The 25,969-nt window shown below is 64.2% G+C and carries 24 protein-coding genes; 4 read left to right on the plus strand and 20 right to left on the minus strand.

What is annotated here, in order from left to right; all coding sequences use genetic code 11:
• Positions 1–6: 6 nt before the first annotated feature.
• Both tgt and V473_RS10660 read right to left on the minus strand, forming a co-directional pair.
• Positions 7–1,137: a tRNA guanosine(34) transglycosylase Tgt gene (gene tgt / locus V473_RS10655; RefSeq protein ID WP_066603640.1), complete on the minus strand. Its 1,131-nt coding sequence runs from the start codon at positions 1,135–1,137 to the stop codon at positions 7–9.
• Between the two features lie 79 nt (positions 1,138–1,216).
• Complete coding sequence (locus V473_RS10660) at positions 1,217–1,396, minus strand: hypothetical protein (protein WP_066603643.1); 180 nt, start codon at positions 1,394–1,396, stop codon at positions 1,217–1,219.
• 238 nt (positions 1,397–1,634) lie between these two features.
• Here V473_RS10660 and V473_RS10665 point away from each other — a divergent pair, with 238 nt between their 5' ends.
• Entirely contained in the window at positions 1,635–2,603 is a 969-nt protein-coding gene (locus V473_RS10665) for a crotonase/enoyl-CoA hydratase family protein (protein WP_066603654.1), read from the plus strand.
• A 22-nt stretch (positions 2,604–2,625) separates the two neighbouring features.
• Here V473_RS10665 and V473_RS10670 read toward each other — a convergent pair whose 3' ends face one another.
• A complete protein-coding gene (locus tag V473_RS10670; protein ID WP_082679070.1) occupies positions 2,626–4,641 on the minus strand; it encodes a putative bifunctional diguanylate cyclase/phosphodiesterase in 2,016 nt (671 codons plus the stop codon).
• A gap of 19 nt (positions 4,642–4,660) precedes the next feature.
• Complete coding sequence (locus V473_RS10675; protein ID WP_066603656.1) at positions 4,661–5,632, minus strand: bifunctional helix-turn-helix transcriptional regulator/GNAT family N-acetyltransferase; 972 nt, start codon at positions 5,630–5,632, stop codon at positions 4,661–4,663.
• A gap of 61 nt (positions 5,633–5,693) precedes the next feature.
• Here V473_RS10675 and V473_RS10680 point away from each other — a divergent pair, with 61 nt between their 5' ends.
• The gene (locus tag V473_RS10680) at positions 5,694–6,383 is read left to right on the plus strand and encodes a GNAT family N-acetyltransferase (protein ID WP_244884370.1); all 690 of its coding nucleotides are present in this window, start codon (positions 5,694–5,696) and stop codon (positions 6,381–6,383) included.
• Between the two features lie 166 nt (positions 6,384–6,549).
• Here V473_RS10680 and groL read toward each other — a convergent pair whose 3' ends face one another.
• Positions 6,550–8,196, minus strand: a complete 1,647-nt coding sequence (gene groL / locus V473_RS10685; RefSeq protein ID WP_066603658.1) for a chaperonin GroEL — start codon at positions 8,194–8,196, stop codon at positions 6,550–6,552.
• 101 nt (positions 8,197–8,297) lie between these two features.
• Positions 8,298–8,585 carry a co-chaperone GroES gene (groES, locus tag V473_RS10690; protein ID WP_007704439.1) on the minus strand — a complete coding sequence of 96 codons (288 nt, stop codon included), beginning with the start codon at positions 8,583–8,585 and terminating at the stop codon, positions 8,298–8,300.
• Between the two features lie 386 nt (positions 8,586–8,971).
• Between groES and V473_RS10695 the strand changes: the two genes are divergently transcribed.
• Both V473_RS10695 and yghU read left to right on the plus strand, forming a co-directional pair.
• Positions 8,972–9,406, plus strand: coding sequence for a universal stress protein (locus V473_RS10695; protein WP_066603660.1), 435 nt, complete (start codon positions 8,972–8,974; stop codon positions 9,404–9,406).
• A gap of 86 nt (positions 9,407–9,492) precedes the next feature.
• Positions 9,493–10,362, plus strand: a complete 870-nt coding sequence (gene yghU / locus V473_RS10700) for a glutathione-dependent disulfide-bond oxidoreductase (protein WP_066603663.1) — start codon at positions 9,493–9,495, stop codon at positions 10,360–10,362.
• Between the two features lie 102 nt (positions 10,363–10,464).
• Here the strand turns inward: yghU and ligA are convergent, their stop codons facing one another.
• From ligA to infB, 14 genes are all read right to left on the minus strand, one after another.
• Positions 10,465–12,582, minus strand: a complete 2,118-nt coding sequence (gene ligA / locus V473_RS10705) for an NAD-dependent DNA ligase LigA (RefSeq protein WP_066603667.1) — start codon at positions 12,580–12,582, stop codon at positions 10,465–10,467.
• A gap of 220 nt (positions 12,583–12,802) precedes the next feature.
• Entirely contained in the window at positions 12,803–13,177 is a 375-nt protein-coding gene (locus tag V473_RS10710) for a putative quinol monooxygenase (protein WP_066603669.1), read from the minus strand.
• A 78-nt stretch (positions 13,178–13,255) separates the two neighbouring features.
• Positions 13,256–14,920 (minus strand): DNA repair protein RecN, encoded by a 1,665-nt coding sequence (gene recN / locus V473_RS10715; RefSeq protein WP_066603672.1) that lies wholly within the window; start codon positions 14,918–14,920, stop codon positions 13,256–13,258.
• A 50-nt stretch (positions 14,921–14,970) separates the two neighbouring features.
• Positions 14,971–15,759 carry an outer membrane protein assembly factor BamD gene (locus V473_RS10720; protein ID WP_066605512.1) on the minus strand — a complete coding sequence of 263 codons (789 nt, stop codon included), beginning with the start codon at positions 15,757–15,759 and terminating at the stop codon, positions 14,971–14,973.
• A 54-nt stretch (positions 15,760–15,813) separates the two neighbouring features.
• On the minus strand, positions 15,814–16,833 hold the full coding sequence (locus V473_RS10725) for a sensor histidine kinase (protein WP_066603674.1): 1,020 nt from the start codon (positions 16,831–16,833) through the stop codon (positions 15,814–15,816).
• A 162-nt stretch (positions 16,834–16,995) separates the two neighbouring features.
• Complete coding sequence (pnp, locus tag V473_RS10730) at positions 16,996–19,332, minus strand: polyribonucleotide nucleotidyltransferase (protein WP_066603676.1); 2,337 nt, start codon at positions 19,330–19,332, stop codon at positions 16,996–16,998.
• Between the two features lie 176 nt (positions 19,333–19,508).
• A complete protein-coding gene (gene rpsO / locus V473_RS10735; protein ID WP_056688046.1) occupies positions 19,509–19,778 on the minus strand; it encodes a 30S ribosomal protein S15 in 270 nt (89 codons plus the stop codon).
• On the minus strand, positions 19,779–20,816 hold the full coding sequence (gene truB / locus V473_RS10740) for a tRNA pseudouridine(55) synthase TruB (protein WP_066603678.1): 1,038 nt from the start codon (positions 20,814–20,816) through the stop codon (positions 19,779–19,781).
• A 31-nt stretch (positions 20,817–20,847) separates the two neighbouring features.
• On the minus strand, positions 20,848–21,426 hold the full coding sequence (locus V473_RS10745; RefSeq protein ID WP_066603681.1) for a thymidine kinase: 579 nt from the start codon (positions 21,424–21,426) through the stop codon (positions 20,848–20,850).
• A 10-nt stretch (positions 21,427–21,436) separates the two neighbouring features.
• Complete coding sequence (locus V473_RS10750) at positions 21,437–22,339, minus strand: alpha/beta hydrolase family protein (protein ID WP_408021510.1); 903 nt, start codon at positions 22,337–22,339, stop codon at positions 21,437–21,439.
• Positions 22,339–22,725: a type II toxin-antitoxin system VapC family toxin gene (locus tag V473_RS10755; RefSeq protein ID WP_129925942.1), complete on the minus strand. Its 387-nt coding sequence runs from the start codon at positions 22,723–22,725 to the stop codon at positions 22,339–22,341. The genes V473_RS10750 and V473_RS10755 overlap by 1 nt, the downstream gene beginning before the upstream one ends.
• Entirely contained in the window at positions 22,722–23,030 is a 309-nt protein-coding gene (locus V473_RS10760) for an AbrB/MazE/SpoVT family DNA-binding domain-containing protein (RefSeq protein ID WP_244884372.1), read from the minus strand. The genes V473_RS10755 and V473_RS10760 overlap by 4 nt, the downstream gene beginning before the upstream one ends.
• A 4-nt stretch (positions 23,031–23,034) precedes the next feature.
• Entirely contained in the window at positions 23,035–23,433 is a 399-nt protein-coding gene (gene rbfA, locus V473_RS10765; RefSeq protein WP_066603693.1) for a 30S ribosome-binding factor RbfA, read from the minus strand.
• 186 nt (positions 23,434–23,619) lie between these two features.
• The coding region (gene infB / locus V473_RS10770; RefSeq protein WP_244884374.1) for a translation initiation factor IF-2 at positions 23,620–25,969 on the minus strand (2,350 nt) is incomplete at its 5' end.

Raw genomic sequence — 25,969 nt, forward strand, 5'->3', positions numbered from 1 at the left:
TTCCGCTCAGACCCGCTGGTAATCGCGGCGAAAATCGGCGGTGAAGCGGGACAGCGTGCCGGCCGCGATGTTGTCGCGCAGCCCTTGCATCAATTCCTGGTAGAAATGAATATTATGCTGGGTCATCAACATCGCCCCCAGCATCTCGCCCGCTTTCACCAAATGATGCAGGTAGGCGCGGCTCCAGGTCGCGCACACCGGACAGCCGCACCGCGGATCGATCGGCCCTATATCCTCGTTGAATTTGGCGTTGCGGATGTTGAGCGGCCCGGCCCAGGTGAAAGCCTGACCGTTGCGGCCCGATCGCGTCGGCAGCACGCAATCGAACATGTCGATGCCGCGCTCCACCGCGCCGACGATGTCGTCGGGCTTGCCCACCCCCATCAGGTAGCGCGGCTTGTCCTGCGGCAGCATGGCGGGCGCGAAATCGAGCGTGGCGAACATCGCCTCCTGCCCCTCGCCCACCGCCAGCCCGCCCACGGCATAGCCGTCGAAACCGATCTCGATCAGCTTTTCGGCCGAAATACGGCGCAGTCCCTCGTCTAGCGATCCCTGCTGGATGCCAAACAAGGCGGCCCGCTCGGCATGGTCGCCGCCCGCGTCGAAGCCTTCGCGCGACCGCTTGGCCCAGCGCATCGACCGCTCCATCGACCGGCCCGCCTCGTCATGGGTGCACCCATTCTTCGTACATTCGTCGAACGCCATGACGATGTCGCTGTCCAGCAACCGCTGGATTTCCATCGATCGCTCCGGCGTCAGCATATGCTTCGACCCATCGATATGGCTGGAAAAGGCGACCCCCTCTTCGCTCATCTTGGTCAATGCGGACAGGCTCATCACCTGATAGCCGCCGCTGTCGGTCAAGATTGGCCGGTCCCAGCCCATGAAGCCATGCAGCCCGCCCAGCCGCGCCATGCGCTCGGCGCCGGGACGCAGCATCAGATGATAGGTGTTGCCCAGGATGATGTCCGCGCCGGTCGCGCGTACCTCGGCCGGGCGCATCGCCTTGACGGTCGCGGCGGTGCCCACGGGCATGAAGGCGGGGGTGCGGATTTCGCCGCGGCGCATCTGGATCGCGCCGGTCCGGGCCTTGCCGTCGGTGGCGCTGATGGCGAAAGAAAAACGAGGCTTGGTCATCGCCGCGCCTTAAGAGCGAACGGCCGCGCGCACAAGGATCGGTGCAGGAATCGGTGCCGGGATCGGCGATCCAGCCGGATCAGCCCGCCTTGCGGACCCCGTCGAACAGCGCCATCGCGTCAATGTTGAAGCCTTCGACTCGCCGATAGGGACCGATGAAGCGCAGGCAGTCTGCCGACAGGCGCAATGGCCATGGCGTACCGTCCGCATCATGCAGGGCCAGTGTGACGCAAGGGGTGGCTGGACGCGCGCTGTTCATACCGATCAGGCTAATTAACAAAGGTTAACAAAGCCCTGATCGTCCAATCTTGCTGCTGGTCGGCAAGGGCTTTTGTGGCATTCGCGCCACATCGACGTCAGTTCCCGGCGGTTTGGGGCGACCTCCTTGCAACAGTTAGGGGCAAAAATGGTTAACGCACTGTCAATGAATGACCGTCCGATTGCATGGTGCCGTCCAGCCTGATCTTTTCATGCAATATAGAAAAACGGGGTCGCAGATGATTGATTCAGGACGGTTTAATCCCACCAGAGACGAAGCTGAACATGCGTCGGACGACTATGTTTCAGATAGTGGCGACCATCCGCCGCTCGCCGCTACGGAAAGTGCGCTCGACGCCGCATTCCGCCAGTCCACCCTGTTCGATCTGGGGCAGATCGACGTGCGCTGGGACGCGGACCTTGCGACGCTTTGGGCGTTCATGACGCCGCTTGAACGGCCCAACAGCAATATGGGCCTGATTCGCGACACCATGGCCTGGCAACGCGAAAGCCGCCGCGTATTCGGCGGCGCGGACGGCCGCGGCCAGGACGGCCCGCTTAAATTCATGGTGCTGGGTTCGCGCTTTCCCGGCGTTTTCAACCTGGGCGGCGATCTGGAGATGTTCGCCGAATGCATCCAGCGCCGCGATCGGGAGACGCTGCTGAAATATGGCGTCGCCTGCTGCGAGATCGTCGATCGCATCTGGCATTGCAACGACATGAACATCATCAATATCGGCCTGGCCCAGGGCGATGCGCTGGGTGGCGGGCTGGAAGCGCTGATGTGTTTCGACGTCATCATCGCCGAACGACAGGCGCGCTTCGGCCTGCCCGAAGTGCTGTTCGGCCTGTTCCCCGGCATGGGCGCCTATTCGATTCTCTCACGCCGGGTCGGCCCGGTGCTGGCGCGGCAGATGCTGACCGAGGGTCATATCTATACCGCCGACGAAATGTGCGAGATGGGCATCGTGACGCAGGTGGTCGATACCGGCGAAGGCGAAGCGGCGACCGCCCAGTGGATCAAGGGCCATAGCGCCCATCATGCCGGTTATGTCGGCATCAACCGGGCGGGCCGCCGGGTCAATCCGATGACGCTGGAGGAATTGATCGACATCGTCGAAACCTGGACCGACACCGCGCTGGCGTTGTCGGACCGCGACTTGCGGATGATGCGTCGGCTTGCCGCAGCGCAAACGCGGTTGCGCTGAGTATATGACGCACGCCGCGCGTTCAGGCGCGGCGTCGGCGCGGCACCGGATCGGGTCGTTCGCTGCCGTCCAGCGGACCGGCCGCGATCAGTTCGACTATCCGCTCGCGCGGCACCGGGCGACTGAACAAATAGCCCTGGACATTGGTGAAGCCCGCTTCGCGCGCGTGCGCCAGCTGGTCGGGCGTCTCGATCCCTTCGGCGACCGTGTCCATGCTGAGGTCGCGGGCCAGATTGCCGATCGCGCGTACGATGGCGCGATCCTCGGCATTGGCGCTCACCCCTGCCATGAAACTCTGGTCGATCTTCAACGTGTCGAACCGGTAGGAGCGCAAATAGGACAGCGCGCTGTAGCCGGTGCCGAAATCGTCCAGCGCCAGCCGCAACCCGATCCGCTGCAATTCGCGCAGGATCGCATTGGTCTGCCCGCTATTGTCGAGGAAGATCGATTCGGTGACCTCCAACTCCAGTCTGCGCGCCGGCAGCCCCGTCTCCAGCAGCGCCGCGATGACATTGCCGGGTAGTTCGGAACATTTGAGCGAGGCCGGCGAGATATTGATCGCGATGCGGACGTCGCCCGGCCAGGACACCGCCGCGGCGCAGGCGTTGCGCAACACCCATCCGGTCATCGCCTCGATCATGCCCATGCCCTCGGCGATCGGGATGAATTCGGATGGCGGGATCGGCCCCAGCACCGGATGGTCCCAGCGCAGCAACGCTTCGCAGGCGTCGATATGCCCGCCGTCCAGATTGACGATCGGCTGGAACAGCAGCTTCAATTCGCCGCCGTCCAGCGCCCGCCGCAGACCCGTCTCGATCTCGTGAACGCGGTTGAACCGCTCCTTCAGCGACCAGTTGAAGCTGGCGGCGCGATTGCGCCCCTCCCGCTTGGCTTCATACAGCGCCAGGTCGGCATGTTGCATCAATTCGTCCATGTCGCGCCCGTCCTGCGGCGCGACGGCGTAACCGATGGAGGCGGTGACGGAGAGGTGATTGTCGCTCAGGTCGAAACCATGGGCGAAATAGGATATGATCTCCTGCGCCAGCGCCGCTGCGGTCACCCGGTCCATGTCCGGGCAGATGACCACGAATTCGTCGCCGCCGAACCGGGCGATCCGCCCGCGGTCCTGCACCACGTCATTCAGGCGTTCCGCAACGCAACGCAATAGCTGGTCGCCCACCATATGGCCCAGCGAATCGTTGATTTCCTTGAATCGGTCGACGTCCATCCACAGGATGGTGACGGCGTCGTTCCGCTTTTGGTTGGTGTCGAATATATCGCGCAGGCGCATCTGCATCGCCATGCGGTTTTCCAGGCCGGTCAGGCTGTCGAACCGCGCCAATCGCTCGAACTTGTCAGCCAGCAAAGACTTGTCGCGCTTGCCGACCAGCGCCTGAACGACGATACGGTGGATAGTGGAGCTGATTTCGGCCAGGCCCAGCACCATCATCACCATAGCCACCGACAATACGCGATAGCCGGTCGATCCTTCCAGCCACAGCCCCGTCGCGGTCGGCAACAGAGTCAGGCACACCTGTCCAATGGCGATCTGGACGCGCCCCGCATTGCGACCGGAAATGCCGCCTGCATAGCCGGTCGCCATCGACACGCTCAACATATGGGTCACTGGATCAGGCGATCCGATCAGCGTGACGAAGGCCATTAAACCCAGCAACCCGGCATAGCCCCAGGCGCCCAGTTCATAGGCCAGTTCCCAGTTGCGCGATGCAACCGCAGCGCCGCGCACCAACTGGCGATGGAAGAATACGGCGGATACGACCCGCAGCGTCGCCACCAGGCACAGGACGGAAACGACCATCTGGATCGGCCCCGGCGCCGACAATGTGCTGATGACGATGCCGACAGCGACGCCGGTGACCGCGCCGATGGTCAGCGATGTGGGCGACGCATAAAGCGATTCGACCAGGCTCCGCCGCACCTCGGCGTCCTGCCCCGGTTCCTGCGCCCTGCGCCGTTCCAGCAATGTTTTCAGCAGGCGCAAATGGCGGGTCTCCGGTTCCCGCCCCCGTGATCGCATTTCTTCCTTTATTTTTCGGTTAATGCAGCGCCAATATCCAGCGTTCACCCGTCATTTCGGCGCCGAAAAGACTATGCGCCTCGCGCTCCACCAATTGAAAGCCTGCCGATTCATACAGGCGGCGGGCTTGGGTGAGGATATTCTGCGTCCACAACATCATCTGCCGATAGCCCGCATCGCGGGCGAAGCCGACGCACTGATCGATCAGCGCCCGGCCGATGCCCAGGCCGCGGGCGACGCGCTCGACATGCAACAAGCGCAATTGCCCGACATCCTCGCCGACGTCGGCCAGCAACACCGCGCCCAGCATCGCGCCGTCGCGCTCGGCGATCCAGGCCTGCTCCCGCCCCGGCTTGAAATCGCGCAGGAAGGCGGTGGTGATTTCCCCCTGCATCACCTCCATCGCCCGCCCCCAGCCATATTCCGCTTCATATAGTCGTGCCTGGCGCGACGCGACCAGCGCCAGGTCGCCAATGCGGAAGGGACGGATCGACCAGCCGCCGGACGCCTCCTCACTCGCCATCGGATCGCCCAGCAGCGCGCGAACCTGACCCAAGGCCGCCATCAGGTCGTCCTGCTGCCCCCGGTCCAGTTCGACGATCCGCGCGGCGGTGTCGGCGCGTGTCCGCGCATCGATCGCCGCAAAGGCCGCTCGCCCTTGCGCGGTCAGCGCGATCGGCCGCTGCCGCGCGTCGCTCCCTCGCCCCCGCGCGATCCATCCGCGCTTTTCGAAGCCGGCGATGATCCGACTGGCGTGGCCGGCGTCCAGTCCCATACGCTCGCGCAGGCTGCTGGCCAGTACGCCCGCTTGCCCCTGCGCGATCTCGTAAAGCAGCCTTGCCGCCGTCACGCCCATGCCGCTGTCCATATAGCTGGGCTGCAACACGCCCGCGAACCGGGTGTGAAAACGGTTGAAGGCGCGCAGCGCCGCCACGGTTTCAGGCGCGGGGCGTGTGGGGGAGATATCGGCGGGGGTGCGATCATCGGTCATTGCGACACAGGCTAAGCCATGATAGTTGACAACGTCAACTAATAATCGAAAGTCTCCACTGGTGTCCAACTCCCTGTCTCACCCGCTCGATCATCCCGTCTGGCACAGCCTGTCGACCGGCTGGTCCGCGCTGGCGCAGGGCGACGCCCGCGCCCGCCGGATCGACCCGCTCTATGGCCCTTTCGGTGCGGCAGCGGACGACAGCGCGGCCAGCCGGGCGGCGCTTGCGACGCTCGCGCCGGAGGGCGGCGAACTCTGGCTGGTCGGCCCCGATGCGGTGACCCCGCCGCCGGGCGTCGCCGTGCAACGCACTGCAAAGCTGGCGCAAATGGTCGCCACCTCGATCACGTCCTCCTCGTCCGCCCCGCCCGCCTGGGTGACATTGGACGAAAGCAATGCCGCGGATATGCGCGCCCTCGCCCTGCTCACCAGGCCGGGACCGTTCGCGCCCCTGACGCACAGGCTGGGCCGCTTCATCGGCGTGCACGACAAGGGCCAACTGATCGCGATGGCCGGCGAGCGGATGGCGCTGCCGGGCTTCACCGAAGTCAGCGGGGTCTGCACCCATCCCGACTGGCGCGGCCGCGGGCTGGCCGGCGCGCTGATGCGGATCGTCGCCCAGGCGATGCTGGACCGGGGCGAAACCCCCTTCCTCCACGCCTATGCCGCGCACGACCGCACGATCGCGCTCTACCGCACGCTGGGGTTCGAAGTGCGGGCGGAACTGCCGATGATGGTGGTGACGCGATAACGGCGGGCAGCGGATCGGATCGCAGGCGATCCCGTCAAGGTCGCCATCCAAAAGACAAGGGCCGGTGGATCGCTCCACCAGCCCCTTCTTTTGCGTCAGGAAAGCCGGAAACTTCGTTCCCGCGATCGAACCGCAGGCGAGGCAAGCCCCGCCTGCGACGATCGCTTTAGAAGTCCATGCCGCCCATGCCGCCCATGCCACCGCCGGGCATACCCATCGGCGCCTTGTCGTCGGCGGGCAGTTCGGACACGGCGGCTTCCGTCGTGATGAGCAGGCCGGCGACCGAGGCAGCGTTCTGCAGCGCGGTGCGGACGACCTTGGTGGGGTCGATCACGCCGGCCGCGACCAGGTTTTCATACACGTCGGTCGATGCATTGAAGCCGAACGAGGTGTCGTCCTGGTCAAGCAGCTTGCCCGACACGACGGCGCCGTCATGGCCCGCATTGCTGGCGATCTGGCGCACCAGCGCGGTGAGCGACTTGCGGACGATGTCGATGCCGCGGGTCTGGTCGTCATTGACGCCCGTCAGGCCATTGAGCGCCTTGGTCGCGTACAGCAGAGCCGTACCGCCACCGGGGACGATGCCTTCTTCGACAGCGGCGCGGGTTGCATGGAGAGCGTCGTCGACGCGATCCTTGCGCTCCTTGACTTCGACTTCCGTCGCGCCGCCGACCTTGATGACGGCCACGCCGCCAGCCAGCTTGGCCAGACGCTCCTGCAGCTTTTCACGGTCATAGTCCGAGCTGGTGTGCTCGATCTGCTGACGGATCTGCTCGGTGCGGCCCTTGATCGAGTCATGGTCGCCAGCGCCATCGACGATGACGGTGTTGTCCTTGTCGATGGTGACGCGCTTGGCGGTGCCCAGCATACCCAGCGTGACGGACTCAAGCTTGATGCCCAGATCTTCGGAGATCACTTCGCCCTTGGTCAGGACCGCGATGTCTTCCAGCATAGCCTTGCGGCGGTCGCCGAAGCCAGGCGCCTTGACCGCAGCGACCTTCAGGCCACCGCGCAGCTTGTTGACGACCAGGGTCGCCAGCGCTTCGCCTTCGATGTCTTCTGCGATGATCAGAAGCGGACGGCCTGACTGAACGACGGCTTCCAGGATGGGAAGGATCGACTGCAGGTTCGACAACTTCTTTTCGTGGATCAGGATGTACGGGTCAGCCAGTTCGACCGACATCTTTTCCGGGTTGGTGATGAAGTAGGGCGACAGGTAGCCGCGGTCGAACTGCATACCTTCGACGACATCCAGCTCGAAGTCGAGACCCTTGGCCTCTTCCACGGTGATGACGCCTTCCTTGCCGACCTTTTCCATCGCTTCGGCGATCTTCTCGCCGACTTCACGATCGCCATTGGCGGAGATGATGCCGACCTGGGCGACTTCGGCCGAACCCGAAACCGGCTTCGAACGCGCCTTGATGTCCTCGACGACCTTGATGACGGCGAGGTCGATGCCGCGCTTCAGGTCCATCGGGTTCATGCCGGCGGCAACCGACTTCATGCCCTCGCGCACGATGGCCTGGGCCAGCACGGTCGCGGTGGTGGTGCCGTCACCGGCGATGTCGTTGGTCTTCGAAGCGACTTCGCGGACCATCTGGGCGCCCATATTCTCGAACTTGTCCTTCAGTTCGATTTCCTTGGCGACGCTGACGCCGTCCTTGGTGATGCGGGGCGCGCCGAAGCTCTTGTCGATGACGACGTTGCGGCCCTTCGGCCCCAGGGTCACCTTGACCGCGTCGGCCAGGATGTCGACGCCGCGCAGGATGCGCTCACGAGCGTCACGCGAAAACTTTACGTCCTTCGCTGCCATGATCTTTCACCTTCTTTAAGAATTGCAAAATTTGCGAAGTTCACACCGTTACAGGGCATGAATTTCCGCCGAAAAATGGAATGACTGTCCGGTTCGCCGCTTTACGCGACGACGCCCAGAATGTCCGATTCCTTCATGATCAGCAGGTCTTCACCGTCGACCTTGACTTCGGTGCCCGACCATTTGCCGAACAGCACGCGATCGCCGGCCTTGACGTCCAGCGGGGTCACCTTGCCGTCTTCGGCCTTGCTGCCGGTGCCGACGGAGACGATCTCGCCTTCCTGCGGCTTTTCCTTGGCGGTGTCGGGGATGATGATGCCGCCGGCGGTCTTCGCTTCCGCTTCGATGCGGCGGACGAGAACACGGTCGTGCAACGGACGAAATGCCATGTTGATTGCCTTTCCCTAGCTTTGGGAGGGGGCGGCGCACAGGATCGGAGGACGATCTCCCCCGCAAAAGCCCTGTCCGCTTGTCCGTCTCCCGATGAACTTGTCGTTGTTAGCACTCGTTGATCAAGAGTGCCAGCGGCATCCATATGGAAAAGTCGTTCCGCTGGTCAAGAGTTGCCGCGCGAAATTTTTCCGGCTTCTCAAATCATGGCCAACGGCGCTTTATGGCAGATAGGGTGCGCCCCACCGACCGTCATCCCCAACGCGACGGATTGCGCGGATATTGCGGCTGTTCCTCCTTCATGTCGTTTCGGGAATCTTTGATGACAGGCGCATCGTCCGCGCGGGTCGCCGGTTGAAAGCGGCATAAGCAAAAGGAGACGAGGATGCCCTACGCCACGATCATCGCCGCAATCGATGTCCACGATCCCGATCTGGCCCGCGCCGCCATCGCCGGCGCGGCCGAGGTCGCGGGAACGGATGGCGCTGTCCATATCCTTTACGTCCGCTATTATCTGCCGACCCGCTATTCCGAATTGTTGGCCAGCGATTTCGACGAGCGGGAGGAGGAAGACGCCCTGTCCGACATGCAGGCATGGGCGGCAGCGGCCGGACTGGACCCCGTCCGCACGCAGATATTCACCCGCCGCGGCCGGGTGCGGGACGAAGTGATTATCGAAGCGGAACGACGCAAGGCGGACCTGATCGTCCTTGCCTCGCACCAGCCGTCCCTCTCATCGCGCCTGCTCGGCTCCAACGCATCGGCCATCGTGCATCAGTCGCCGGTCAGCGTGCTGGTCGTGAGGACCGATGCGAAATAATCGTGGATAGTTAAGAGGCGGTTGGTTGCGGGCGGCGGGGCCGCTTCCTACCTGCGGGAGATATCCCCTTATCGGAGCCAGCCCGCATGACCGAGACATATACCCCGCCCCGTGTCTGGACCTGGGACAAGGACAGTGGCGGCCCCTTCGCTTCTATCAACCGCCCTATCGCGGGCGCGACCCATGACAAGGCGCTGCCGGTCGGCCAGCATCCCCTCCAACTCTATTCACTCGCCACCCCCAATGGGCAGAAGGTGACGATCCTGCTGGAGGAGTTGCTGGCAGCGGGCGTCAACGACGCGGAATATGACGCCTGGCTGATCCGCATCGGCGATGGCGACCAGTTCGGCAGCGACTTCGTCGCCATCAACCCCAACAGCAAAATCCCCGCGCTGCTGGACCATAGCGTATCGCCGCCGCAGCGGATTTTCGAATCCGGGTCGATCCTGCTCTATCTGGCCGAGAAATTCGGCAAGTTCCTGCCCGCCGATCCGGCGGCAAGGACCGAGGCGCTTAACTGGCTCTTCTGGCAGATGGGCGCCGGCCCGCTGCTGGGAGGCGGCTTTGGCCATTTCTTCGCCTATGCGCCGGAAAAGTACGAATATCCGATCAATCGTTATACGATGGAGGTGAAGCGGCAGTTGGACGTGCTCGACAGGCGACTGGCTGAGCATGAATATATAGCGGGCGCCAACTATAGCATCGCCGACATCGCGATCTGGCCCTGGTATGGCGGACTGGTGCTGGGCCGCGCCTATGATGCGGCGGAATTTCTGGACGTGGCCAGCTATAAGAATGTCCTGCGCTGGGCGCAGCAGATCGACGCTCGCCCCGCGGTGCAACGCGGCCGCATGGTCAACAAGGTGAACGGGCCGCTGGAGGAGCAATTGCACGAACGCCATGACGCGGGCGATTTCGCCACGAAGACCCAGAATAATGTTGAAGGCGCAGCCTGACGCTGGTTCGACCTACGACCGGATGACGTTGCATTCCCCTCCCCTTCATTGGGGGAACGTCATCCCGCTCTGACGTCCCTCGCGAAGGGGGCGGCGTGATGGCTAACCCGCCGCGCGCACGATCGCCGCCCATTCGGCCTCGCTAATAACCTTGATCTCCAGCGCGGCCGCCTGTTTCAGCTTAGACCCCGCCCCCGGTCCCGCGACCACCAGGTCGGTCTTAGCGCTGACCGATCCCGCCGCCTTCGCGCCGAGCCGCTCGGCCTGCGCCTTGGCCTCGTCGCGGCTCATGGTTTCCAGTTTGCCGGTGAAGACGACGATCTTGCCGGTCACTGCGCTGGCGGTGGTTTCCACGATATAGTCGGGCGGCGATACTTCGCGCAACAGATCATCCCACGCCTCGACATTATGCGATTCGTGGAAGAAATCGGCGATCGCATGGCCCACCGCCGCGCCGACATTCTCCACGCCGATATGTTCGGCGATCGCCTTGTCGCGCTTGGCCTGCGTCTCTGTCGGGTCAGCCGCCTCGCGCAGCGCGATGATTTCTTCCGCCAGCGTGCGCACGCCCGGCAATGTGGTGTAGCGCTTGAGCAAATCGCGCGCCGTCACCGCGCCGACATGGCGGATGCCCAGGCCAAAGAGCAGGCGCGCCGCGTCCGGCTGGCGCTTCGCCTCGATCGCGGCGAGCAGATTGTCGACCGACTTTTCCTTCCATCCTTCCCGACCGAGCAGGTCGGGCCGATGCTTCTTCAGGCGGAAGATGTCGGCCGGTTCGGCGATCCAGCCCAAGTCGAGAAACTCCTGGATGGACTTCTCTCCCAGCCCCTCAATGTCCAGCGCCCCGCGGCTGACGAAATGACGCAGCCGCTCGAACCGCTGCGCCGGACAGATCAGCCCGCCGGTGCAGCGATAATCGACTTCTTCCTCCTCCCGCACGGCTTCGGAGCCGCAGACAGGACAATGGGTCGGAAAGGGAAACGGATCGCGCGCCTCTTCACGCGACAGATTCTCGACCACCTGCGGGATGACGTCGCCCGCGCGCTGCACCACGATGCGGTCACCGGGGCGGACGCCGAGGCGGGCGATCTCATCGGCATTGTGGAGCGTCACGTTGGACACGACCACGCCGCCCACGGTGACGGGGGTCAGACGACCGACCGGGGTCAGCTTGCCGGTGCGCCCGACCTGGATGTCGATCGCCTCCAGCGTCGTCTGCGCCCGTTCGGCAGGAAATTTATGCGCGATGGCCCAGCGCGGCGCCTTGGCCACGAAGCCCAGCCGCTGTTGCCAGTCGAGCCGGTCGACCTTGTAGACCACGCCGTCGATATCAAAGGGCAGTTCGGCGCGCGCCGCCTCGATCCCGCGATAATGGGCGATCAGCGCGTCCAGCCTGTCGACGCAGGCCAGCATGTCCGACACCGGCAGGCCCCATGCCGCGATCGCCTGCATCACGCCCGATTGCGTGTCTGCGGGCACGGCGCTGTGCGCGCCCCAGCCATGGGCCAGGAAGCGCAGCGGGCGAGCGGCGGTGACGGCCGCGTCCTTCTGACGCAGCGATCCAGCGGCGGCATTGCGCGGATTGGCGAACTGGCGCGCCTTTTCCGGGTCGTCCGCTTCGGCCAGCAGGCGCTGGTTGAGCGCGACGAAATCGCCCTTGGCCATATAGACTTCCCCGCGCACCTCGAACAGGTCGGGGATGTTCGGGCCGGTCAAGCGCTGCGGAATGTCGGCGATGGTGCGGACATTGGCGGTGACATCCTCACCGGTCGTGCCGTCGCCGCGCGTCGCAGCCAGCACCAGTTCGCCCTGCTCATAGCGCAGCGAGCAGGAAAGCCCGTCAATCTTCGGCTCGGCGGTGAGCGCCAGCGGCGCGTCGTCCGGCAGCGCCAGAAAACGCCGCACGCGGATCAGGAACTCGCTGATATCCTCATCGGAAAAGCCATTATCGAGGCTCATCATGCGGACGGCGTGGGGCACTTTTTTGAGAGCCGATGTCGCCGCGACCCCCACTTGGGCATTGGGCGAATCGGCGCGGATCAGTTGCGGGAAAGCCGCCTCCAGCGCTTCATTCTCGCGGATCAGCGCGTCGTAGGCCGCATCGCTGATCTCCGGCGCGTCCTGGTCATGATAGAGGCGGTTATGCTTCGCCACTTCGCGCGCCAGGCGCATCAGGCGGTTGGCGGCTTCGGCTTCGGTGAGGGTTGTGGGGTCGGTCATGGGGATGCCTTACCGCCTCTCTTGCGCCCGTGAAAGCGTGCTGCGCTCATGGGCTCGCGCGGAGCCACGGAGACGCGAAGGGTCTGAAGGAAAGGATGCTGCTTTTCCCTTCGCGCGTACAGAAGCAGAGGATGCCGAGTTGGTCGAGGACTGCTTTGCGGTCTGAAAGATAGGCCGAAGGCCGCTCAAAAATCTGCGCGTCTCCGCGTGAACATATCGTTCAAATCCCCGCCACCGGCACCGTCTCGAACCGCTGGCCGAAGCCCGCGATGATCGGCCGCGCCTTCGCGATGGCGGTCTGGACCGCGGGCAGCTTGAGCGAGGCGGCGTGGCTTTCGCGGCTGTCCCAGACTTCGGTGATCCAGATCGCGTCCGGGTTCTCGCTGTCCAGCGCGATGATATAGGACAGGCAACCGGGCATCGCGCCGGTCGCGTCCCGCAGATAGCCGACCAGTTCGTCGCGCTTGCCCGGCAGGCTCAGCATCTGGCCGATCAGGCCGTATCGGGGCTTGGCCTCCTGCGCGGCGGCGGGGATGGCGCTGGCGGCAATGGCGGCAGCGGCGAGGCCCAACATGTCTCTGCGGTTATGGGTCATGCTATTTACCGTCTCCGTTCGCTTCGAGGGTGGTGTCAAGCCTCCACAAACCGTAGCCCCTAGGCGGGAACACAAGCGTCAAACCCGCTCCAGCAACCGTTCCGCCTGCGCGCGCGCCTCCGCCGTGATTTCCGCGCCTGACAGCATCCGCGCGATTTCCTCGCGGCGTTCCGCATCGTCCAGCGCATGAACGCCGGTGCGCGTGACGGTGCCGTCACTGGACTTGGCGATCAGCAGATGGCCCGCGCCCCGCGCCGCGACCTGCGGGCTGTGGGTGACGACGAGGATCTGGTTGCTCTGCGCCAGCCGCGACAGCCGCTCACCGATCGCGTCGGCCACCGCGCCGCCCACGCCCCGGTCGATCTCGTCGAAGATCAGCGTATCCGCCCCGCCGCGCTCGGCCAGCGCGACCTTCAGCGCCAGGATGAAGCGCGACAATTCACCGCCCGATGCGATCTTGGCCAGCGGCGCGAAGGGCGCGCCGGGGTTCGTCGAGATTTCGAACTCGACCCGGTCCATCCCCTGCGGACTCCACTGACCCTCGTCCAGTTGCGCCACCACGGTGCGGAACCGGGCGGCGTCCAGTTTCAGCGGCGCAAGTTCGGCAGCGACCGCCGCATCCAGACGCCCGGCAGCCATCTGCCGTTCACCCGACAGCGCCTGCGCTGCGGCGCGATAGGCGGCGGCCTTCCCCTCGACATCCTTTTCCAGCGCCGCGATATGCGCCTCGCCGCCTTCGATCGCGGCCAGCTTCGCATCCATCTCGTCGCGCAGCGCGGCCAGATCGTCAGGCTGCACCTGATGCTTGCGCGCCAGACCGCGCAGGTCGAACAGACGGGTTTCGATCATGTCGAGGCGCGCGGGATCGAAGCTCAGCGCCTCGGCCGCTTCGGCCAGCCGGTCTTCGGCCTCGCCCGCCTCCACGACGGCGCGGTCTAACGCCTCCAACACCGCGGCCAGCAGCGGCTCTTCCGACGCGATCCGGTCCAGCCGCCGCGCCGCCTGTCGCAATTGGGCCAGCCCGCCATCCGATCCGGCCAGGCAATCGCCGACGGCGCTCAGGTCGTCGGTCAGGCGCGCGCCCTTCTGCATGGTCGCGCGTTCTTCCGCCAGCGTCGCCTCCTCACCCGGTTCGGGCGCGAACTTGCGCAATTCCTCGACCGCATGGGTCAGGTAATCACGGTCGCGCGCGGCATTGTCCACAGCGGCATGCGCCTCCGCCAGCGCCTTGGCCGCGGTGCGCCAGCCGGCATGGGCAGACGCCACCGCTCCGGCCTCGCAGCGGCCATAGCTGTCGAGCAGCGCGCGATGGCCGCGCGGGTTGAGCAGGCCGCGATCGTCATGCTGGCCGTGGATTTCGACCAGCGATCCGCCCAGGTCGCGCAGCAGCGCCGCCGAACAGGGCTGATCGTTGACGAAGGCGCGACTGCCTCCATCGGCCTTCACCAAGCGGCGGATCAGCAGCGGCTCGCCCGGTTCAATCTCGATGCCATTGTTCGCGAGCAGCAGCGCAACGCGGGTGGCGGCGGCCGGCGGTTCGAAGGTGGCGACGACACTCGCCTGCGCCTCACCATTGCGCACCAGACCGCTGTCGGCGCGCGCGCCCAGCGCCAGGCCGAGCGAATCCAGCAGGATCGACTTGCCCGCCCCCGTCTCCCCGGTCAGCACGGAAAGGCCCGCGCCGAACTCCAAGTCCAGCGCCTCGATCAGCACGACATTGCGGATGGCGAGCGAGATCAGCATGGCGCGCTTCTACCTGTCACCGCACAAAAGGGGAACAGGCAAAAAGGCCGTCAGGCCTTGCCGCCATGTTCCTGCATCAGCTTGTAGCTGCGCTCATACCATTTGGTGCCGGGATAGTTGCGGCCCAGCACGGCGGCGGCCTTCTGCGCTTCGGCGGGGATGCCGAGCGAGAGATAGGATTCGACCAGCCGCTCCAGCGCTTCGGGCGTGTGGGTGGTGGTCTGGTACTTGTCGACCACCGAACGAAAACGCAACGTGGCCGCCAGCCACTGGCCGCGCCGCTGGTAGAAACGGCCGACTTCCATTTCCTTGCCGGCCAGATGATCGTTGACCAGATCGACCTTCAACCGCGCGTCGGCGGCGTAGCGGGTGTCGGGATAGCGGCGGATCAGTTCGCCCAGCGCATCCAATCCTTGCTGCGTGATCTTCTGGTCGCGGGTGACGTCGGCGATCTGCTCATAATAGCAGAGCGCGATCAGATAATAGGCGTAGGGCGCGTCTTTATTGCCGGTATGGATCGACAGGAAACGCTGCGACGCCGAAATGGATTCGGCATAATCGCGATTCATATAATAGCTGAACGCCGACATGAGCTGCGCCCGGCGCGCCCAGGGCGAATAGGGATGCTGGCGTTCCACCTCGTCGAACAGAGCGGCGGCAAGCTTATACTGGCCGCGGTCCAGCCGGTCCTTCCCGCTATTATACAGGGTCGATACGTCGCGCGCGACATATTGGGTGTCGGCCTTGTTCTTCGACGTGGAGCAGCCGGTGAGGACAGGCGAGGCGATCAGGACCAGGGCGGTGGCCGCGCCAATGCGCGTCAGGGTTTTCGTCAGCATGGGCGGGTCATAGCCGAGGGACACGCCGCCGCCAAGCGGCAGAATGCGCGTCATTCAACAGGATGCGCGCGCAGGCAGGTCGAGCCTTGCGACGGCTCCGCCCTGCGGCGCCGCTGTCAGCGCGAAATGGCCGCCTAACTGCGCCGCCAGCGCATGGGCGATACGCAGGCCCAGGGATTCGCTCTTGTCTGTCGGGGAATCGGTTGCGATGCCCTGCCCGTCATCGGCGACCTGCAAGGCCAGCGCGCCATTATTGGACTCCAACGTCACCGCAATGGCGCCGCCGCGATCGGGCAGGCCATGTTCGATCGCATTGCTGACCGATTCCGCCACCACCAAGGCCAGAGGCACGGTGATGTTGGGATCGATCCGCAATCCGTCCGGCGCCGTCACGATCACCTGAATGTCGGTTCGCCCGCTGGCATCGACTATGTCGGTAGTCAGGGCGTTCAGGAAAGCGCGCATATCCTGTCCGACGCCCGATGGATCGTAGAGCGCCCGGCTGATCCGGCCGATCAGCGACAGCCGGGCGGAGGCGTCATCCAACGCCCGGCGCGCGACGTCATGATCGACATGGCGGCGCTGGAGCGAGAGCATCGCAGCGACCACCTGCAAATTATTGGACACGCGATGCTGGAGTTCGTGGAACAGTAGTTCGCGATTTTCGGCAAGAGCGCGGCTGCGCTCCCGCTCCACCGCCAGGTTGAAATTCGCGCGCTGCATGAAATGAATCAGGATGATGTCGACTGCGACCACCCCGGTATAAAAAAGCATTGCGACCGCGACCGCAGGATTGAAGGCGAAACTGCCGTTGGGCGGGATGAAGACATACCAGGATGTGACCCCGCACAGCACAGCCGCGAACACGCCCGGCCGCACGCCGAACAGGAAGGACGACAGGATGACGGCGGGAAAGAAAGTAAGGAAAGGATAGCCGACCGGCAGCAGCGGCTCCGCGGCGATCCGCAACAACAGGCCTGCAGCGCAGAAAAAAAACGTCAATATATAGGCATGGACCGGCCGATCGAGGACGAGCGGCAGGCGTTCCACGAACCGCTCATTGCTCCGCTGCATGATGTTCCCCAACAGTTCGTCGTTACAGTATCAGAACCTTATGCCAGCGCATTGATCGAAGTTAGTCAATTGCTCCTTCATGACAAAAACGAGGCGCCCGGAGAATTGGGCGCCCCGTTTCATTTGGCGGTCATGGCGGATCGTGGCGATCCGCCATGATATTTAGTCCTGGGTCAGGAAGTCGGGCAGACCGCCCGGCGCCGGGCCGTCATCATTGCCGCCTTCGCTGCGTTCACGACGGGGACCACGGTCACCGCCGTCGCGGCGCGGGCCACGACCGCGATCGCCACGGCCTTCGCCGCCTTCGCGACGCGGGCCACGATCGCCACCGCCATCACGACGCGGACCGCGATCGCTGCGCGGTTCGCGCGGTTCGCGGGCGGGACGGGTGTCCTCCAGTTCCGCGCCGGTTTCCTGATCGACGACGCGCATCGACAGGCGAACCTTGCCGCGCGGGTCGATTTCGAGAACCTTGACCTTCACTTCCTGGCCTTCCGACACGACGTCGGTCGGCTTTTCCACGCGCTCATTCTTCATTTCGGACACATGGACGAGACCGTCCTTGCCACCCATGAAGTTCACGAAGGCGCCGAAATCGACGATGTTGACGACCTTGCCGTCATAAATCTTGCCGACTTCCGCTTCCTGCGTGATGCCGAGGATCCACTTGCGGGCCGCTTCGATCTGCGCGGGGTCGGACGAGCTGATCTTGATCAGCCCTTCATCGTCGATGTCCACCTTCGCGCCGGTTTCGGCGACGATTTCGCGGATGACCTTGCCGCCGGTGCCGATGACTTCGCGGATCTTCGACTTGTCGATCTGCAACGTCTCGATGCGCGGGGCGTGCGCCGACAATTCGGTGCGGGTCGAGGACAGCGCTTTGCTCATTTCGCCAAGGATATGCGCACGGCCTTCCTTCGCCTGCGTCAGCGCGGCTTCAAAAATTTCGCGCGTAATGCCCGCAATCTTGATGTCCATCTGCATCGTGGTGATGCCCGCTTCGGTGCCGGCAACCTTGAAGTCCATGTCGCCGAGGTGATCTTCGTCACCCAAAATGTCGGACAGGACGGCGAAATCCTTGCCTTCCAGGATCAGACCCATGGCGATGCCGGACACGGGGCGCTTCAACGGCACACCGGCGTCCATCATCGAGAGCGAACCGCCGCAGACGGTGGCCATCGAGGAAGACCCGTTCGATTCGGTGATGTCCGACAGAACGCGGATCGTGTAGGGGAACTCGTCCTTGCTCGGCAACACGGGGTGCAGCGCACGCCATGCCAGCTTGCCATGGCCCACTTCACGACGACCCGGCGCGCCGAAGCGGCCGACTTCACCGACCGAATAGGGCGGGAAGTTATAGTGCAGCATGAAGTTTTCATAATGCAGGCCGGTCAGGCCGTCGATCATCTGCTCGGCGTCCTTGGTGCCCAACGTGGTGGTGCAGATGGACTGCGTTTCACCGCGCGTGAACAGCGCCGAACCATGGGTGCGGGGCAGGAAGCCGACCATCGCTTCGATCGGACGGATCTGCGTGGTGGTGCGACCGTCGATGCGCTTGCCGTCCTTGAGGATGGCGCCGCGCACGATTTCCGCTTCCAGCTTCTTGGTCAGCTTGATGCCGGCCATGACGGTCTGGGCGTCCAGGCCTTCGGCGGTAAAGCTGGCCTTCGCCTTGGCGCGGGCTTCGTTCAGCGCGTTCGAACGGGCCGACTTGTCGGTCAGCTTGTAGGCGGCGGTGATGTCCTTGCCGATCAGCTTCTTCAGCTTCTTCTTCAGGTCGTCCAGATTGTCGCCCTTGGCCACTTCCCAGGGATCCTTGGCGGCCTTTTCAGCCAGGTCGATGATCGCATTGGCGATCTTCTTGCTCGCTTCATGGGCGAACAGGACCGCGCCCAGCATGATCTCTTCCGACAGTTCCTTCGCTTCGGATTCGACCATCATCACCGCGTTGCCGGTGGCGGCCACAACCAGATCGAGTTCGCCGGTCTTCACTTCGTCCAGCGACGGGTTGAGCTGATATTCGCCATCCTTGTAGCCCACGCGCGCAGCGCCGATCGGACCCATGAACGGCACACCCGACAGGGTCAGCGCGGCCGAAGCGGCGATCATTGCCACGATGTCCGGCTCGCTTTCGCCATCGAACGAAAGAACCTGCGCAATCACGTTGATTTCGTTATAGAAACCTTCGGGGAACAGCGGACGGATCGGGCGGTCGATCAGGCGGGAAACCAGCGTTTCCTTTTCCGTCGCGCCACGCTCACGCTTGAAGAAGCCGCCGGGGATGCGGCCGGCGGCCGAATATTTTTCCTGATAGTGAACGGTCAGCGGGAAGAAATCCTGGCCTTCCTTCACGCTCTTTGCGGCGGTAACGGCGCACAGCACCACGGTTTCGCCATAGGTCGCCAGCACGGCGGCGTCAGCCTGGCGCGCGATACGGCCGGTTTCGAGGGTCAGCGTCTTGCCGGCCAGCTCGATAGATACTTTCTTGACGTCGAACATAGTTTTTTCCTTCGCCCGCGTCGGCCCTATTGCCGGGCGGGGCCTGTGTTGCGAGCTAACCGGCCCGCAGCGGTGTCGGGGCATCATCTGGCCCCTGATATGCAACAGGGCGCCGAATTGCGCCCCATTCCAGAATCGGAAACGGCCCCGAATGGGGCCGTCCCTTTGTAGCAGGCTTACTTGCGCAGGCCCAGCTTACCGATCAGGTCGACATAGCGCGCCTGATCCTTCTTCTTGAGATAGTCCAGCAGCGAACGACGCTTGTTGACCATCATCAGCAGACCACGACGGCTATGATTGTCCTTGTGGTGACCCTTGAAATGCTCGGTCAGGTTGGTGATCCGCTCGGTCAGGATCGAAACCTGAACCTCTGGCGAACCCGTATCACCCTCAGCGCGGGCATATTCCTTGATCAGCGCTTCCTTGCGCTCGGCAGTAATCGTCATCTAATCGTCTTCCCTCGACATCAGGTTGAAACCGCGCACCACGACGATCTGATGATCGTCCGACCGCACCAGCGCCACGGGGATATCGCCCAATGTCGCCAGATACTGGCCGTCGGTGGCGGCGATCCCGGTCAGTATCTTCCCCTGGCGGAGAGCGATGGCCTGATCGGGAGAGACGGGGAGAGCCGGGATGTCGTCCAGCCCCGCCGTCAGCGGCAGCATAAGCCCACCGATGCCGCCGCCCCTAGCAGCTTGGTCCAATTTGTCCAGCGAAATTGCGGATTCGAGGGTGAACGGCCCTGCCTTCACCCGGCGCAGCATGGTGACATGGCCGACCGTTCCCAACGCCAGCGCGATGTCGCGGGCCAGGGAGCGGATGTAAGTGCCCTTGGAGACGTGGGCGCGAAGGGTGATCTCTGAAACCCTCTCCCCATGGGGGAGAGGATATGAAGGCTTGGCAGCTTGCTGCCTGGCCGAAGTTGGAGCGGGGCCTGCCTCTCGCTCCCCCGCTCCAAGCTGCGCTAGCCCGCCCTGCGGACAAACTCCGCTATCCTCTGCCCCCTGGGACGAGGATATATGCAGCCCATGGATCGTCACTGACCGCCGCTTCATCTCGACCTCTTCCCCTTTGCGGGCGAGGTCGTAGGCGCGCTGGCCGTCGATCAGGATCGCGCTATAGGCCGGCGGCGCTTGCTCGATCGGTCCGGTGAAGCGCGGCAGGACCGCCTGCACCTGCGCCAGCGTCGGGCGCACGTCGCTCTGCGCGATTCCCTTCCCCTCCAGGTCCAGCGTGTCGGTCTGAACACCGAAAGCGACCGTAAAATCGTAAATCTTGTCGCTGTCGAGCATCCGGCCCGCCAGCTTGGTCGCTTCCCCGATCGCAATCGGCAGCACCCCGGTCGCCAGCGGATCGAGCGTGCCGCCATGGCCGACCTTCCACTTGCCCGCCTCGCTGATCCGCAGCGCGCGCTTGACCGCGCTGACCGCCTGGGTCGAACCCAGGCCATGGGCTTTGTCGAGGATGATCCAACCGTGCATGGCGCGCGTGTATAGCGCGTCGCCACCGCTGTCAGCCCCGCATCTGCTCCACGAAATGCCGGCGGCACAGCGCGACATAGCGGTCATTGCCGCCAATCTGCGTCTGCGCGCCTTGCTGGATCGGCCGTCCGCCCGCATCGACGCGCAGGTTCATGGTCGCCTTGCGCCCGCAATCGCACACCGTCTTGATCTCGGTCAGCGTGTCGGCCAGCCCCAATAGCGCCGCGCTGCCGGCGAAAAGCTGGCCCTGAAAATCGGTGCGAATGCCGTAGCAGAGGACCGGGATGCCCAGCCGGTCGCAGACCGCGCCGAGTTGCCACACCTGCGCCTCGGTCAGGAACTGCGCTTCGTCCAGCAGCACGCAGGACAGCGGCGTCGCCTCATGCTGGACCGCGATGGCGGCGAAGATGTCGACCTGCGGATCGAACAGATGCGCCTGCGCGTCCAGCCCGATGCGCGACACGATCCGCCCCCGGCCGTAGCGATCGTCCAGCGCGGCGGTCCAGAGCATGGTTTCCATGCCGCGCTCGCGATAGTTGAAGTCGGATTGCAGCAGGGTGGTCGATTTCCCCGCATTCATCGAGCTATAATAGAAATAGAGCTTCGCCATCCCCGCCGGATTAGCGGATCGTCGGCGCGACGCCAGCCAGGAAACGCACCAGTGCGTCAGCCAATGCAATGCGGCTGTCGGAAAAACTGTGATCGGTCGGCCAGACCATCAAACGCGCGGATGGATTGGCCCCCTGCGCATCGGCCGCCGCCTTGCGCGCCATGGCGCCGATCCCCTTTTCCGCGCCCAACAGCGTCAGCGGACGGCGGCCATAGCCGGCCAGGCGACGGCCCAGGTCGAACTTCTGCCCGTCAGCCCTGATCTCGCCGGTCAGCCCCTCATAGGTCGCGCCATGGAGTGGCGGCAGGTCGCTCGCCACTTCGGCCTTCCATCCCGCCTCGCCTTCCGGCGTGGCCAGCGCCGCCACGGTTTGCGCCGGATCCCAGGGATCGATCAGGAACAGCCCCGCCACGCGCGGGTCGGCGGCGGCGGCATCGGCGGCCATGAAGCCGCCCATGCTATGCCCGGCCACCACGATCGCGCTGGTGTCGATGCGATATCTGGCCACGACCGAGGGCTGCTGCAGATATTGCAACGCGGTGAAAGCGTCGTCGGACGCATTGGCGAAGGAGAAGGCGCCGGGGCTGCCCCAACTGCCGCGATAATGGAGCGTCAGCACATTCCATCCGGCCCGGCGCACGGCCTGGGCCAGGTCCAGATTCTGCTCGTTACCGGGAAAGCCGTGCAGCAAAAGCAATGTCGGATGGATGCCTGCACCGGCGGCGGTATAGAGCACCGCGTTCATCGCCCCGTCCTCCGCCGGAATGACGAAAGCGCTCATTCCCGCGGGATAGGCCGCGTCCGGCCTGGGATCGGCAATGACCGCGGGATGGATCGCCGACTGCTTGGCGAAGGCGGGCGAGGACGCCGCTGCCACGCCACAAGACAATAAGCAGGCCAATATCACGCGCATCATTTCAAAACCTCGATTGGCAGAGGAGAATCGCCAAGCTTTCTGAGCATTTCGCGATCGAACGTGACGAAGCTGTCGGCGCGAATCGAAGCGACAATATGCAGCGCGTCAGCGATGTCGCCGCCATGCCGATAGCGTTCAATCGCCCATTGGACCGCACCGCCCTCTTCGACGGAGACATTGGGCAAATCCACTATATCCATCAGCGTATCGGCAACGACCGATCGCGAGAGCTGATAACGGCTGGATAGCAGCCACGCGGTTTCAAGCAACACTGTCAGAGGCACATATGCGCCATTCGCCAGAACCGAATCCGCAACGCCCGCCTGGTCGTCGTCATCTCGGACCATCGCTCTGGCAAGAATATTGGTATCGACGGCTTTCACCAATCGCCCTGCTCCCCACTTTTAGCCCAATGCTCTGCGATGGTCAGATTCATGTCTTCTATGCTGACGGGCGGCCCCTTATAATCCATACGCGCCCTGATGCCCGCCATGATCTCTTCAAAACTGCGGCCGGACTTTTTATGCTGGGGTTTCAGCAGCACGCCGCCGCCCATGAGGACGACATCCAGCACCTGGCCCGGCTCAAGACCGAGTTTGTCGCGCACATCCTTGGGGATGACGACCTGGCCTTTGGCCGACAGGGTGGTCTTGGCGTTCATGACGGTAAGATGCGTCTTACCGTGCACCAAGTCAATCCTCGCCCTCGTCCTTCACCAGATCCTGCGCCACCTTGGGCTGGCGCAGCAGCTTGTCGATATGGCTGCCTTCATCAAAGCTGTCGTCCGCGAGGAATTTCAGCTTGGCGGCATATTTGAGCGTCATGCGGTTCGCGACTGCGCGCTGTATATAGGCGGTATTGGTGCGTAACGCCTTGAGCACCGCGTCCTCATCCTGCCCCAGCAGCGACTTGATGAAGATGGTGGCGTGGCGCAGGTCGGGCGACATGCGCACTTCGGTCACGCTCACGACATGCTTGGCCAGCACGTCGTCATGCACGTCGCCGCGCTGGAGAATATCGGAAAGGATATGACGCACCTGTTCGCCCACACGGAGCAGGCGGACGGATGGGCCTTCGGGTTGTTGGGCCATAGCCTATATCTCCCCCCTCCTTTTCAAGTCTTAGGAGGGGCACGTAACCCTCATAAGAGGGTCGGGGGTGGATGCGATCGCTGGCAATCGCCAGCAACCTGCTGTGACAGGTCGTCGAAGCGCGCTTTGCTCACGACCCACCACAAACCCTCCCTCGAAAGGGAGGGGCTTTTGCATTTGCCGTTATTACAGCGTACGCTGACGTTCTTCGACCTCGAACAATTCCAGCGTGTCGCCGGGCTTGATGTCGTTGGTATCCTGCAGGACCGCGCCGCATTCCATGCCTGCGCGGACTTCGGACACATCGTCCTTGAACCGGCGCAGCGAGTGGATGACCGTCTTGGACACGATGACGTCCGACCGGGTAAGGCGCGCATTGAGCCCCTTGCGGATGATGCCGTCCAGGACGAGCAGACCAGCCGCCTTGTCCTTCTTGCCGGCCGGGAACACCTGCAGCACTTCGGCCCGACCCACGATCGTTTCGATGCGTTCGGGGGCGAGTTGACCCGCCATTTCGTTACGCACTTCTTCAAGCAGGTCGTAGATCACGTCATAATAGCGCAGCGAGATTTTCTCACGCACGGCCAGCGGACGCGCCTTGGCGTTGGGACGGACGTTGAAGCCGATCAGCGGCGCGCGGCTGGCGGCCGCCAGCGTCACGTCGCTTTCGGTGATCGCACCCACGCCGGAGCTGAGAATACGCACCTTGATCTCGTCGGTCGAAATACGGTTGAGCGCAGTGACGATCGCTTCGACCGAACCCTGCACATCGCCCCGGATCACGACCGGATATTCGATCATGGTGGTGTTGAGCGCAGAGAACATGCTCTCGAAGTTGGTGGGCACCGACGCCGTCCGCTTGAGCGTGATCTGCTCCTGACGATAGGCGGCGACTTCGCGGGCGCGCGCTTCATTCTCCACGACGGTGAGCTGATCGCCCGCCTTGGGAACGCCGGACAGGCCCAGCACCTCGACCGGGGCTGAGGGACCAGCCGACTTCACCTGCTGCCCCTTGTCGTTGATCAGCGCGCGAACCTTGCCGCTTTCCGCGCCGATGACGAAGGTGTCGCCGACCTTGAGCGTGCCCTTGCGCACCAGCACGGTGGCGACCGCGCCACGACCCTTGTCGAGTTGCGCCTCGATCACATTGCCTTCGGCGGCGCGATCGGGGTTGGCGGTCAGTTCCATGACTTCGGCCTGGAGCAGGATCTTCTCGATCAGTTGGTCGAGGCCGGTCTTCTTGAGCGCCGAAACCTCCACGTCCTGCACGTCGCCGCCCATATCCTCGACCACGATCTCCTCGCTCAGCAGGCGCTCGCGCACCTTTTGCGGGTTCGCATCGGGCTTGTCGCACTTGTTGATCGCCACGATCATCGGCACGCCGGCCGCCTTGGTATGGTTGATCGCCTCGATCGTCTGCGGCATCAGCCCGTCGTCGGCCGCCACCACCAGGATGACGATGTCGGTGACGTTGGCGCCGCGGGCGCGCATTTCCGAGAAGGCTTCATGGCCCGGCGTGTCGAGGAAGGTGATGACGTCGCCACCCTTGGTCGTCACCTGATAGGCGCCGATATGCTGGGTGATGCCGCCGCTTTCGCCCGCGACCACGTCGGTCCCGCGCAAGGCGTCGAGCAGCGAGGTCTTGCCGTGATCGACATGGCCCATGATGGTGACGACCGGCGCGCGGACTTTCAGCGTTTCAGGTGCATCATCATCACCGGCGATGCCGATTTCGACGTCGGCGTCGGACACGCGCTGGATGCGGTGGCCAAATTCTTCGACCAACAGTTCCGCCGTATCCTGATCGATCGGCTGGTTGAGCGTAACCGCCTGTCCCATCTTGAACAGCGACTTGACCAGGTCCGCGCCCTTTTCGGCCATGCGGTTGGCCAATTCCTGCACGGTGATGATTTCAGGGACCACGACATCGCGGACCTGCTTGTCACGGGTCTTGGAGCCGCCCGCATAATGGGCGCGACGCTCCTTTTCACGCGCGCGCTTGAGCGCGGCGAGGCTGCGGGCGCGGGCGCTGTCGTCGTCGGCCAGCGCCTTGGTGACGGTCAGCTTGCCAGCCTGGCGACGATTATCCTCGCCCTTCTTCGCGCGTTCCGGCTTGGCAGGCTCCGGGCGCTTGATCGGCGACACCGGAGTAAAGCGGCGCGGGGGCGGCGGAGCGGCGGCTGCCGCGCTGGCAGCGGGCTGCTCCTCTTCGACGGGCGCGGCCTTCGCCTGAGTCGGCGGCGCGGGCGCATCGACTTCGGCGACAGGTTCCGGCGTCGCCTGTTCGACGGGCGCAGACGGCGCATCGGCCGTTTCGGCGACGGTGCGATTTTCCTCGGCGCGACGCTTCTGTTCCTCAATGGCGGCCAGGCGTGCGGCGTCCTCCCGACGGCGCGCATCCTCCAGCGCGGTCATGCGGGCTTCTTCGGCCTCGCGCAGCAGCTTGGCCTGCAATTCCTGACGCGACATCAGGCTTTGCGGCGGCGCCTGACGCACAGGCGCCGGCTGCGGCGCGCGGGTCTGCTGCGGCGCGGGC

The sequence above is a fragment of the Sphingobium cupriresistens LL01 genome, from assembly GCF_001046645.1.
Classification (GTDB): domain Bacteria; phylum Pseudomonadota; class Alphaproteobacteria; order Sphingomonadales; family Sphingomonadaceae; genus Sphingobium; species Sphingobium cupriresistens.